Source organism: Andreprevotia sp. IGB-42 (genome assembly GCF_009848685.1).
Classification (GTDB): Bacteria; Pseudomonadota; Gammaproteobacteria; order Burkholderiales; family Chitinibacteraceae; genus Andreprevotia.
The window spans coordinates 62848-74765 of the sequence record NZ_WXTX01000003.1 but is presented as its reverse complement, the minus strand read 5'-3'; the positions used below and the strand labels follow the sequence as shown (position 1 = coordinate 74765).

Below are 11918 nucleotides of genomic sequence, written 5' to 3'. Positions count from 1 at the left end.
CGCACTGCCTAGTGGCTCAGTGCTGCGTGGTGTTTCATCAGCTTGCCGACCTTGGGGCCGACTACCGCCATGCAATAGGGCTGGTTGGGATTGCGGTTGAAGTAATCCCGATGGTATTCCTCGGCCGGATGGAAGGTGGCCAGCGGTACGATCTGGGTAACGATGGGGTCGCTGTAGGCATGCGCTGCGGTCAGCGCGGCCACTTTGGCATGTGCAGCGGCTTCCTGCGTGGCGTCATGATAGAAAATGGCCGAGCGGTATTGCGTGCCGCTGTCGTTGCCCTGGCGGTTGAGCGTGGTCGGGTCGTGGATGGTGAAAAACACATCCAGCAGGCTGTCGAACGACACCACGTCGGCATCGAACGTGATCTGCACCACTTCCGCATGACCAGTATCGCCACCGCATACCGCACGGTAGTCCGGCCGGGGCGTATGGCCGCCCATATAGCCCGATACCACCGCGTCCACGCCGCGTACGCGCTGGAAAACCGCTTCAAGACACCAGAAACATCCGCCTGCCAGTGTTGCCACTTCGCGTTTCATGCCATTTCTCCCGATGAGCCCAGCTGAACAGATGCGGGCATGCGCCGCGCATTCAATGGCCAGGCAGCAGGCGGCGATGCCTTACTGTCTGGCGGTACGCAGGTTGGTCGGCGGTGGTGCATTGAAATTACAGCGGTAGGGGTTGATATCCAGCCCCCCGCGCCGTGTATAGCGTGCATACACCGCCAGCTTGATCGGCTTGCAGTCACGCAGGATGTCCATGAAGATGCGCTCGACGCATTGTTCGTGGAATTCGTTGTGGTTACGGAACGAGATCAGGTAGCGCAGCAGCGATTCGCGGTTGATGGGCTGCCCCACGTAGCGGATCTGTACGCTGGCCCAGTCTGGCTGGCCGGTCACCAGACAGTTGGATTTGAGCAGGTTGGAAGTGAGGACTTCATCCACCGGCGCATCGGCCTCGTCGCATCGCAGGATGCCCGCTTGCGGGCTGTAGGTATCCACTTCTATATCCAGATTGTCGATGCAATAGCCATCAAGCTCGCCAAAGCGGATACCGGGATGGCGTTCATCGGCAAAGCGCGCGGATTCGATCAGCAGGACCTGCACCGGTGCTTGCACCGCCTGCGACAGGTCATCGCGCAGCAGCGTGGCCAGCGCTTCGGCATTGGCAAGGCGCGTCTGGTTGAAGCTGTTCAGGTAGAGCTTGAAGGATTTGGATTCGACGATATTGGCGCTGCTGGCCGGAAAGCGGAATACCGCCAATGCCACTTGTGGCTTGCCGCGCGGGTTCAGCCAGGATAACTCGTAGCCATTCCAGATATCCTCGCCCATGAAGGGCAAGGTGCCGGTGACACCGATCTCATCGCGCTTGCCCTGGCGGGGAATGGGAAACAGCAGGCCGGGATCGTACTCGGTGATGTAGCTGACGGTTTTGCCCAGCGGGGAATGTTGTGCATCGCTCATTTGGTGCTGCCCCTCAGCGGTATTTGCGGATCAGGCCAACCATGATGCCAAAGATTTCCAGCCCCTCGCGCGGGCGTATCGGCTGGAATTCGGCATTGCGTGGCAGCAGCAGATAACCCTGCTTGTCGCGCGACAGTTCTTTCAATGTGTATTCGCCGTCGACGATGGCAACCACCACATCGCCCAGGCTGGCGGCGTGGCGTTTTTCCACGATGGCAATATCGCCATCGTGGATGCCGGCTTCCATCATCGAATCGCCGCGCACCTTCACCATGATGGTGGTGGATGGGCGCGGGATCAGGTATTCGTCGATGGACAGCGATTCGCTCATCGCATCGTTGGCGGCAGCGGGCAGCCCGGCGGGTACGTTGAAATCCGCCAGCTCGCGCTCGAAAAAGCGTTTGGTGGGCGCCAGGCGTTTTTCCGGCGTCATTTCCACAAAGCCTGCCAGCGTCAGGCGTTTTACCAGCGCCGATACCGCCGACTTGGATGCCATGCCCAGCAGTTCGCCTATGGTGGCAAAGGAGGGCAGGATGCGGTTGCCGGCATAATAATCCTGCAGTTTGCCCAGGTATTCGGTATCGCGGTTCGGGTTGCCCATTGCTTTCGCTCGCAGAACATTCGTTCGGTTAGCTTAAAGTGAACGATCGTACGCTGTCAATCGTCGGCGTGATGATACCGGGCGGGCAGGGTGGAGTAGAATCGCGCCTTTGTTGCTGCAAGGAAGTGCTGGCGTGCGGATTTACCTGGCTCCGATGGAGGGGCTGCTTGATCATGTGTTGCGCGATATGCTCACCCGGCTGGGCGGGGTGGACCTGTGCGTGACCGAATTCGTGCGCGTTTCCGGCACGCTGCTGCCCAACAAGGTGTTTTACCGGATTGCGCCCGAGCTGCTGCATGGCAGCCGCACGCCGTCCGGCGTGCCGGTGCGGGTGCAACTGCTGGGCTCGGACCCGGTCTGCATGGCGGAAAATGCTGCCAAGCTGGCCGCGCTGGCCCCGCTGGGTATCGATCTCAATTTCGGCTGTCCGGCCAAGACGGTGAACCGCCATCGCGGTGGTGCGGTATTGCTGGATGAACCGGAAACCGTGCACGCCATCGTGGCCGCGGTGCGTGGTGCGGTGCCGGCCCACATCCCCGTTACTGCCAAGATGCGGCTGGGCTATACCGACCGCGCGAAGAAGCTCGACTGCGCGCTGGCGATAGAAGCAGCCGGCGCCGCCGAGCTGGTGGTGCACGCGCGCACCAAAACCGACGGTTATCGCCCGCCCGCATACTGGGAAGAATTGCCTGCGATCCGCGATGCCATCCATATCCCGCTGATTGCCAACGGTGAAATCTGGAACCTGGTCGATCTGCAGCGTTGCCAGCAGGTATCGGGCTGTAACGACATCATGCTGGGGCGTGGCATGGTTGCTGCGCCGGGCCTGGCGCGTGCGGCCAAGGGGCAGGGCGATGCCGGCTGGGCAGAGATCGAGCCCTTGCTGGAACTGTTCTGGTACAAGGTGGCGCCGGAGGTGTTGCCCAAGCATCGCGCCGGCCGGCTCAAGCAGTGGCTGGCCTACCTGCGCAAGATCTATCCGGAGGCCGACGCGCTGTTCCAGCGCTGCAGAACCTTTACCGAACCCGATGAAGTGCAGCAACTGGTGTTCGGCAGCATGGACGGCGCGGCCGCAGCACGCCATCATAGCGGCTACAGTCAACCTGTCGGCTGAAATCAGCCTTGCTTGCGGAGAACTTCCTTGCGTATTCAATCCATCCTTTGCGCGTTGGCGCTGGCGACCTTGTCGCCGCTGGGCTTTGCCTATGGCTATGGCTTCGTCAGCGATTCCCCGTTGCTGAAATTGACCAAGGAGGAAGCAGCCAGCCTCAATGCCATGCTGATGGATACGCTGGATCAGGCCAAGGACGAGGAATTGCGCAGCTGGAACAACGACGACACCACCAACCGCAACAAGGTGGTGGTCGACATCACGCCGGCCAGAACCTACCAGAAGCAGGGCATGGATTGCCGCATGCTGCGCGTGGCCATCAAGGTCAAGGCCAGGACGGATCGCCTCAGCCCCAACTACTGCAAGGTAGACGGCAAATGGCAATCCGATCTGGCGCGCGCCAGCAAGGGCAAGAAGAAAGCATCGGCCGCTTCGGCCGCACGCTGAACCGACAGCAGGATTGAAAAAGCGCTTGCTGCCGGCAAGCGCTTTTTTGTTCTGCGCGCTGCAAACAAGCGCGAATCAGCTAGATGGAAAAATCGGCCGCATAGTCCTGATCGGTGCGGGCCGCCACCTTGCCACTGCGGCAGGCTTGTGCGAAATGATCGTAGTCGCGTTCCACCTGGTCGGCGTAGCTGGCAGAGTATTTGACGATAGCCTCGGCAAAGCTGTCGTTGGTGCCCAGATAGCCACTGATCTCCGCTGCCCTGCCGCCAGCCCGTGCATGTGCACGCGCCAGTACCCAGCCACACAGCTTGGCATAGCCCTTGAGCAATTCCGGAGTGTAAAGCTCGATTTCAGCCGATAGCTTCATGTCGCGCAGTTGCCGGCCATAGAAATGCCTGCCCGAAGGGCCGGTGGTCCAGCCCAGGAAAATATCGCTGGCTGCCTGCATCAGCCGCTGCCCATCGACGACGCGCCGGCCTTCGTGCTGATACACGCTTTTTACCTTCACGTAATCGGCCAGCACCGAACGGCGTGATTCCTTGAACTGCAGGAACAACGGCTTGCCCTGCGGATCAACCATCAATGCAATCAGGCAACGCGTGCCTACGCTGCCCACGCCCACCACCTTGAAGGCCATGTCGTGCCGTTCGAAATGGCCCAGCAGTTGCCGGTGGCTGCCGGACAGCGTGCCAAGATAGTCCTTGTAGAGCTTGTCGATGATGGGCGTGGCGCTGGTCAGCTTCATCCAGTCATCGCCGTCATCGAACAGCGTGCTGGCGCCATGGATATGAAAAATGCCGGGCGGCGTATCGCGGATGGTCCAGATGCCGTCCTGCTCCACACCGAGCTTGGGCAATAGCTGTTCACTGGTGCGTTTGCCGGCGCGGCTCATTGCCTCCTTGAAACGCTTGCGGCCCTCAGGCAGTTGCGCCTGTGCCAGCAGGCGATCAAAGGTCAGCCTGTCGTACCAGATTTCCAGTGCACCCATCTGCGCGTATTCGGCCATGTGGCGCTGATAGCTTGCGGCGGCGGCGTAGGCGGCCTCCTGTGCCGCTGCCTCGCCATGGCGCAGGTGGCGAGACGCCACCACAAAGCTGGCAGTCAGGCGCTTCAGGTCCCATTCCCACGGGCCGGGGTGGGTTTCATCGAAATCGTTCAGGTCGAAGATCAGATTGCGCTCGGGGGTGGCAAAACCGCCAAAGTTGGACAGGTGCGCGTCACCGCAGATCTGCATGTTCAAACCGGAAGTCGGTGTATGCGCAAGATCGTGTGCCTGCAGGATGGCGCTGCCGCGGTAAAAGGTAAATGGTGATACCAGCATGCGCCCATAGCGCAATGGCACCAGCTTTTCCACCCGCCCGGCGCTGTTGTGCTGCAGCAATGCGATGGGATCACGCTTGGTATTGCCGATATCCGAGTGGCTCGAGCGGGGCACAGCCTTGCGCAGCTGCCTGCCAATTTCGAACCTTTCCGCCAGAGTACTTGCCGTTTTTGTCATGGTCCCTTCCAGTCAGAAGAAATATATCTTTCACATTCTAGGTAACTGGCATATTGATAATCCAGCAGTTCCTGCTGCGGCAAACCCGTAGTCGGCATCGGTTGCAGCAAAAAAAAGACGACCCATGGGTCGTCTTTTTTTGTGGCTTGCGGCCTTACTTCAGCTGGCTGAGCAATGCGCTCAACAGTGCCTGCTGGGCGTTGGCATCAGCCGGCTTGCCATCGCGGCCGCTAACAACCAGCTTGGTCTGGTTGACCGACTCCGCCAGCTTGATCTCGAATTCATTCTGCTTGGGCGCCGGTGCGGATTTGTCATCCTTGCTACCCCAAAATTTCATCTTGCCCCAGAAATCGCTGTCTTTTTCCTGCGCGATATCTGCATCCGCACGGCGCACGTAGTAAACGCCCTTGCTGCGGTCACGGTCGGTTACCACGTAGCCGCTCATGTCCAGCGCCAGGCCAACACGGCGCCATGCGCGGTCAAAGCTGTCATACACGGCCAGTGCCTGACTATTGTCCACCAGTGCTGCACGCGCCTGCTGCATTGCCGGCTTCTGCACGGTAGCCGCTGCCTGGTCGCCGGTCATGCCGAAGCGCTGCAGCATCAGGGCAAGCATTTCTGCTTCCAGTTCCGGATCGGATGGGCGCGGAGTCCAGATCGTCTTGGTTTCACCCGATTGCGCGCTGACCTTGGCATCCGACGAGCCATCGGCAAACACTTCGACCATGCCGCGGTGGGTCAGGTAGATATCGGTGGTATCCGGCGCGCTGCCGCGTTCGATACGGGTACGGAACTTGTCGAGTTCGCCGGTGGAAATGAAGCTGTCCGCCACTTTGCGCAGCACGCGGGTAAACCAGTCCTGCGGCAGGTTGGCGCGGTTTTCCAGCCAGTCCGTTTCCATGATGCCGATCGACGGATTGTCGATCTTCAGCAAGAAGCCATTATCCAGCCAGAATTCGCGCAGTTGCGGCCACACTTTCTCCGGCGCGCCTTTTACTTCCAGCCAGCGCTGGTTGCCATCCTGAACGACACGCGCAGCGGTGGCACTCTGCAGCACCGGGCTGGTGCTGGCGGCGACGGAACTGGCCGCCTGGTAAGTAGCCAGCGACTTGGTTGGCAGCGCGTAGGTGCTGTTGTTGGCCGAAGGGGCAGTCAGATCGGGCGGTACTTCCAGATCGTTGGTGGTGAGGTTGTCGCTACCGGAGCGATAGTCGACTTTTCGCTGCATCATCAGCTGGTCGCTGCTGCAAGCGGCAAGGCCGAGCACGACCAAGAGCGCAGTCAAACGGGTAAAGGTTTTCATCAGATTCGATTCGCTTGCAAGTTGGCTTGGACGAGGCGGGTCGGAGTGGGGGCATGTCATCGCCCCCGACAGGGTCCGGGGCCTTAGCCCTGGACGAGGCCAGCCATGATAAGGGCATCACGAACCACGCCCTGGTTGGCAAAGGACAACCGGGTCAGCGGCAGGCGGATGCCGGCGCCAATGTGGCCCAGTGTTTCCAGCGCCCATTTCACCGGGATGGGGTTGGCTTCAACAAACAGATGCTTGTGCAGGCCTTGCAGGCCATCGTTGATTGCCCGTGCTTCGGCAAGCTTGCCGGCGCTGGCGGCAACGCACAGATCGTGCATGGCACGCGGCGCCACATTGGCGGTTACCGAAATCACACCATGACCGCCAAGCAGCACGAACGACAGCGTGGAGGCATCGTCGCCGGACAGCAGCGCAAAACCCTTCGGCGCGCGCTTGGCCAGCTCGGCAATCCGTTCCATGTTGCCGGTTGCGTCCTTGATGCCGACGATGCCCGGCAGTTCGGCCAGACGCAAGGCGGTGTCATTGGATAGATCGGTAATGGTGCGGCCAGGTACGTTATACAGCAGCGTCGGCAGTTCAACCGCTTCGCTGATGGCCTTGAAGTGCTGGTACAAGCCTTCCTGCGTGGGCTTGTTGTAATACGGAACCACCGATAAACCGTAGGATGCGCCCACTTCCAGTGCGCGGCGCGACAGCGCGATCGCTTCCTTGGTCGAGTTGGCACCGGTCCCGGCGACCACCGGCACACGGCCAGCGGCTTGCTCGACGATCACGCGCACGATCTCGATGTGCTCTTCCACATCCACCGTCGGTGATTCGCCCGTGGTACCGACGGCGACGAGGCCATCGGTGCCTTGTTCAATATGCCAATCAACCAGCTTTCTCAAGCTGGCAAAGTCGAGACTACCGTCTTCGAACATCGGGGTGACGATCGCCACCAAACTGCCTGTAAGCATCAAACGCCTACCTTCTTTGAAAGTAAACCGCAGGGAATCGGCATTCTAACCGATGCCCCCTGCGTCTGGAACTCAAAACACCACCAAAGATTGCCAATTGTCATTTGGCGCAGGTCCTTCAGCGCGGGTGCTTGCGTGAGCCTTCGTCCTCGTCCCGGTGCGGTTCGGCAGGCGTTTGCGTACGCAGCGCCGGGTCGTGGCCGATTTTTCTCAGGAACCATGCGCCCAGATCATCCAGCCACGTGAACACCACCGGTACGACGACGAGCGTCAGTAAGGTGGAGGTAATCACACCGCCGATAATTGCATGCGCCATCGGCGCGCGCTGCTCGGCGCCTTCACCCAGCGCCAGTGCCAGCGGCATCATGCCGAACACCATGGCTGCCGTGGTCATGAGGATGGGGCGCAACCGCACGCGGCCTGCCTCGGCAATCGCAGCGGCACGGTCCATGCCTTCGCGGCGAAGATGGTTGACGAAGTCCACCAGCAGGATGGCGTTCTTGGTCACCAGCCCCATCAGCATGATCACGCCGATTACCGAGAAGATGTTCAGCGTACTGCGCCACAGCAGCAGCGCCAGCAGCACCCCCACCAGCGAGAGCGGCAGCGAAGTCATGATGGCCATCGGCTGCAGGAAGTGGCCGAATTGCGAGGCCAGGATCATGTAGATGAATACGACGCCAAGCAGCAGCGCGGCGACCGCGTAACCTGCCGATTCGGCCATGCTCTTGCTGTCGCCACCCACCACGAAGCGATACCCGCTGGGCAGCTTGAAGCGTTGCTGCAGTTCGGTGATCTGCTTTTGCACTTCGCCGGTGGTCTGGCCGGCCACGTTGGCGGTGATGTTCACTTCGCGGAAGAGATCACGGCGGTTGATCTGCACCGGGCTGGTGGTTTGCCGGATGGTGGCCAGCTCGGACAACGGCAGCGTAACCGGCAGGCCGTTGGCGTCCAGCGTGCTGCTGGTCAGGTACAGCGATGCCAGTTTTCCGGCATTGCTGCGTTCGGATTTTTCCAGCCGCACGTTCACATCGTAGTTTTCGCCATCCGGCGCCTGCCAGGTGCTGGCGGCAGTGCCGGCAATCAACGGCCGCAGCGCGTTGCCGATCTGCGCCAGGTTGAAGCCCAGGCTGGCTGCGCGTTCACGGTCGATATCGACGTTCAGCGTGGGCTTGGCATCGCGCATGCTCGAATCGATGTCCACCACACCGCGTATCTTGCCCATTTCCGCGGTAAAGGCGGCAGACAAGCGGCGCAGCTCGTCCAGATCCGGCCCCTGCATGGAAATCTGCAGCGGCTTGCCGCCGGGGCCGCCACCGCCCATCGGGCTGATGGCGCGCAATTCCACACCCGCCAACTGGCCCAGCCGGTTGCGGAACAATGTGATCAGTTCATCTTGCCCGCGCTTCCGGTCATGCTTGGGCTGCAGCGTCACTGTCATGGTGGCGCTGTTCTTGCCCTGCGCCTGGCCGGTGTTCGCGGTGGTGTAGATCTCGATCACCTCGGGGAATTCCTTGAGTGCCGCTTCCACCTGGCGTGCCTTGCCACTGGTGTAGGCGAGCGATGACCCGGTCGGCGTGGTGAACTGGATCGATACCTTGGACAGGTCGGCCTTGGGCACGAACTCGCTGCCGATGAAGCGCGCCAGCGCAAATGCCGCCACCAGGCTGCCGATGGCAATGGCGATCACGATCAGCCGGTGCGCCAGGCTCCAGCGGATCAGCCGGCTGTAGCGCTCGCCCAGGCCGTTCATGCTGTTTTCTATCCAGTCCAGCAGGCGGCCCAGCGGGCGCTTGCCGCCGTGCACATGCGGATCGCGCCATACCGATGACAGCATCGGGTCCAGCGTGAAGGACACGAACATCGAGATCAGTACCGCTGCACACACGGTGATGCCGAACTGATGAAAGAAGCGGCCGATGATGCCGCCCATGAAGCCCACCGGCAGGAACACCGCAACGATGGTCGAGGTGGTGGCGAGTACCGCCAGGCCGATTTCCTTGGTGCCATCGAGCGCGGCGCGGAAGTGATCCTTGCCCAGTGCGGCATGGCGCACGATGTTTTCGCGCACCACGATGGCATCGTCGATCAGCAGGCCGATACACAGCGACAGCGCCATCATGGTCATCACATTGATGGTGAAGCCGGCCAGATACAGCACATAGAAGGTGCCGATCAGTGCTACCGGCAGCGTCAGGCCGGTGATCACCGTGGAACGCCATGAGCCGAGGAACAGGAACACGATGGCAACGGTGAGCAGCGCACCTTCGATCAGCGAGGTTTTCACATCGCGCAGCGATGCGCGGATGCCTTCGGAATTATCGTAGAGTACCGACAGCTTGATGCCTTCGGCGGCCAACTGGGTATTGAGTTCGGCCATGGTCTTGCGCACGCCATCACTGGTTTCGACGGTATTGGCCTTGTTGACCTTCTTGATGTCGAGCGAGATCGCGCGCTTGCCGTTAACGAGCGCAAGTGTTTCTTCCTCGGCCTGGCCATCGCGCACCGTGGCGACGTCGGACAGGTAAACCGGCACGCCATTGCGCGATGCCACGATGATGCGGTTGAACTCGGCGGCGGTCTTCAGCCGTCCCTTGATCTGCACCACCTGTTCGGAGCCCTTGTCCTCGATGGTGCCGACCGGTACTTCGGCATTCTGCGCCTTGATTGCTGCATTGATGTCGTTGATGCCCAGCTTGAGCGCAGCGAGGCGCTCCGGCTTCACGCTGATGTTGATTTCGCGTTCCACGCCGCCGATCAGTGCCGCCTGGCCCACGCCGGGAATGATCTCGAAGCGCTTCTTGATGAATTGCTCGGCACGGCTGGTCAGCTCGCGCGGGGTCAGCCGGTCCGAGGTGATGGCCAGCGAGACGATAGGCATGTCATCCGGATTGTAGCGGCTGATGGTGGGGGCATCGATTTCATCGCGGAAAGAGGGGGAAACCACGCCGACTTTCTCGCGTACGTCCTGCACTACCTTTTCCGGATCCACATCCAGGTCGAACTCTGCAATCACCACCGATACGCCCTGGTAGGTATGCGAATACACCTGGTTCAGGCCGCTGATGGTGTTGATGCTTTCTTCCAGCGGCTTGGTGACCTCGGATTCGACGATCTCCGGTGCGGCATCCGGGTAATTGGTGCTGACCACGATCACCGGGAACTGCACGTCCGGCAGCTCTTCGACCGGTAGCCGGGTGATGGAGAAAAGGCCCAGCACCAGCAACGCCAACATCATCATGGTGGCAAAAACCGGGTTCTGGATGCTGATACGGGTAAACCACATTGCGTGGTGCTCCTGATTGGATCGCTAAGGGTAGCGGACGGGCGGGATGGGGATGGTGCGCGATCAGCGCGCAGCGCTGGCGGGCAGCTTTACCGCCATGCCGGTGGTCAGGCGTACGCCGCTGACCAGCACGATGGCGCCTTCGCTGAGCCCGCCGGTGATTTCCTGCCGGGCCGTAGCCGGGTCGGTCGCGCCCGGGGTCACTTCATGGCGCTTGAGCGTATTGCCCTCGACCACCAGCACGTAGTGCTTGCCGTTTTCCTCGCGTACCGCAGCCACCGGCAATACCAGCACGCCTTTGCGCACGTCCACCAGCACGCGGCCCTGGCCGAACAGGCCATCGCGCAGCAGCCCCTGTTCATTGGGGATGCTGATGTACACCTGCACGCTCTTGCTACCGGCATCCACGCTGGGATTGATGCGGCTGACCTGGCCGGTGAAGGCCTGGGCGAAACCGTCCACCTGCAGTTGCGCGGTCTGGCCTACGCGCACTTCGCCAATCTGGCCGGACGGCACGCTGGCCACCCATTCCAGTTCGGTCAGATCCACCAGCGTGAACAGCTTGCTGTTGATGCCAACACGCTGCCCCGGCTCGACCAGCCGCTCGGCAATGGTGCCGGCAAACGGTGCTGCCACCCGGCCCTTGGCCAGTGCCTGGCGGGCGAGTGCCAGCTGCGCCTCGCTGACGTTCACATCAGCAACCGCGGTCTGCACCTGGCTGTTGGTGGAATCGAACGCGTTGCGGGAAATGAAGTTCTGCTTGAGCAGGTTGGCGTTGCGGTCAGCCAGCTTGCGGTTGTAGGCCAGCGTTTCCTGGCTTTTCACCAGTTGGGCTTCGGACACCATCAATTGCTTTTGCAGATCGCGGGTATCGAACTGTGCCAGTTCCTGCCCAGCCACCACGCTGGCGCCGGGGCGCACCGCAACGCTGCTGACCACGCCATCCACCTGCGCGGTGAGGGTGGTCTGGCGCAGCGCCTGCAGGCTGCCGGTGAGCGCGATCGAGTGATCCAGATCGGCGCGCTTGATCACCACCACGTCTTCACTGGCAAGCTCGGCAGCGGCCGGCCCGCTGGCTGCTGCGGTATCGGCTTTCTTGCCGCTGCAGGCCCCCAGCGCCAATGGCAACACGATGGCTGCAAGCAAACAGCATGAACTGGCGAAGGAAGGGCGCAGGAAGGGCGGGTTCAGCATTGCAGTCAGGTCCGTAAACACATACAACGCAGATTCTAACGGCGTTC

At 61.2% G+C, this 11918-nt stretch carries 10 protein-coding genes; 2 read left to right on the top strand and 8 right to left on the bottom strand.

Translation table 11 applies throughout. The annotated features are described in order from the left end of the window. Positions 1-8: 8 nt before the first annotated feature. The 3 genes from msrA to IGB42_RS05235 form a co-directional block, all read right to left on the bottom strand. Positions 9-542, bottom strand: a complete 534-nt coding sequence (msrA, locus tag IGB42_RS05245; RefSeq protein WP_159668000.1) for a peptide-methionine (S)-S-oxide reductase MsrA — start codon at positions 540-542, stop codon at positions 9-11. Between the two features lie 81 nt (positions 543-623). Next, on the bottom strand, positions 624-1466 hold the full coding sequence (queF, locus tag IGB42_RS05240) for an NADPH-dependent 7-cyano-7-deazaguanine reductase QueF (protein ID WP_159667997.1): 843 nt from the start codon (positions 1464-1466) through the stop codon (positions 624-626). A 13-nt stretch (positions 1467-1479) separates the two neighbouring features. Next, positions 1480-2067, bottom strand: a complete 588-nt coding sequence (locus tag IGB42_RS05235) for a LexA family transcriptional regulator (RefSeq protein WP_159667994.1) — start codon at positions 2065-2067, stop codon at positions 1480-1482. 133 nt (positions 2068-2200) lie between these two features. Here IGB42_RS05235 and IGB42_RS05230 point away from each other — a divergent pair, with 133 nt between their 5' ends. Then, positions 2201-3181, top strand: coding sequence for a tRNA-dihydrouridine synthase (locus tag IGB42_RS05230; RefSeq protein WP_201799836.1), 981 nt, complete (start codon positions 2201-2203; stop codon positions 3179-3181). A 27-nt stretch (positions 3182-3208) separates the two neighbouring features. Beyond that, a complete protein-coding gene (locus tag IGB42_RS05225; RefSeq protein ID WP_159667991.1) occupies positions 3209-3625 on the top strand; it encodes a hypothetical protein in 417 nt (138 codons plus the stop codon). Between the two features lie 79 nt (positions 3626-3704). On the opposite strand, the gene IGB42_RS05220 is transcribed toward IGB42_RS05225, so the two are convergent. From IGB42_RS05220 to IGB42_RS05200, 5 genes are all read right to left on the bottom strand, one after another. Then, positions 3705-5123 carry a DUF2252 domain-containing protein gene (locus IGB42_RS05220; RefSeq protein WP_159667988.1) on the bottom strand — a complete coding sequence of 473 codons (1419 nt, stop codon included), beginning with the start codon at positions 5121-5123 and terminating at the stop codon, positions 3705-3707. Positions 5124-5277: 154 nt separating this feature from the next. Continuing rightward, the gene (gene bamC / locus IGB42_RS05215) at positions 5278-6354 is read right to left on the bottom strand and encodes an outer membrane protein assembly factor BamC (protein WP_159667957.1); all 1077 of its coding nucleotides are present in this window, start codon (positions 6352-6354) and stop codon (positions 5278-5280) included. 155 nt (positions 6355-6509) lie between these two features. Beyond that, entirely contained in the window at positions 6510-7391 is an 882-nt protein-coding gene (dapA, locus tag IGB42_RS05210) for a 4-hydroxy-tetrahydrodipicolinate synthase (protein WP_159667954.1), read from the bottom strand. Between the two features lie 118 nt (positions 7392-7509). After that, positions 7510-10677 carry an efflux RND transporter permease subunit gene (locus IGB42_RS05205; RefSeq protein ID WP_159667949.1) on the bottom strand — a complete coding sequence of 1056 codons (3168 nt, stop codon included), beginning with the start codon at positions 10675-10677 and terminating at the stop codon, positions 7510-7512. Between the two features lie 63 nt (positions 10678-10740). Next, positions 10741-11871: an efflux RND transporter periplasmic adaptor subunit gene (locus tag IGB42_RS05200; RefSeq protein ID WP_159667943.1), complete on the bottom strand. Its 1131-nt coding sequence runs from the start codon at positions 11869-11871 to the stop codon at positions 10741-10743. Positions 11872-11918: the final 47 nt, after the last annotated feature.

What these genes read in the sequence shown, in the direction of transcription:
- msrA (WP_159668000.1), bottom strand. Translation starts at nt 542, where the DNA reads ATGAAACGCGAAGTGGCAACACTGGCAGGCGGATGTTTCTGGTGTCTT.
- bamC (WP_159667957.1), bottom strand. Translation starts at nt 6,354, where the DNA reads ATGATGCAGCGAAAAGTCGACTATCGCTCCGGTAGCGACAACCTCACC.
- IGB42_RS05220 (WP_159667988.1), bottom strand. Translation starts at nt 5,123, where the DNA reads ATGACAAAAACGGCAAGTACTCTGGCGGAAAGGTTCGAAATTGGCAGG.
- IGB42_RS05235 (WP_159667994.1), bottom strand. Translation starts at nt 2,067, where the DNA reads ATGGGCAACCCGAACCGCGATACCGAATACCTGGGCAAACTGCAGGAT.
- IGB42_RS05200 (WP_159667943.1), bottom strand. Translation starts at nt 11,871, where the DNA reads ATGCTGAACCCGCCCTTCCTGCGCCCTTCCTTCGCCAGTTCATGCTGT.
- IGB42_RS05205 (WP_159667949.1), bottom strand. Translation starts at nt 10,677, where the DNA reads ATGTGGTTTACCCGTATCAGCATCCAGAACCCGGTTTTTGCCACCATG.
- dapA (WP_159667954.1), bottom strand. Translation starts at nt 7,391, where the DNA reads ATGCTTACAGGCAGTTTGGTGGCGATCGTCACCCCGATGTTCGAAGAC.
- queF (WP_159667997.1), bottom strand. Translation starts at nt 1,466, where the DNA reads ATGAGCGATGCACAACATTCCCCGCTGGGCAAAACCGTCAGCTACATC.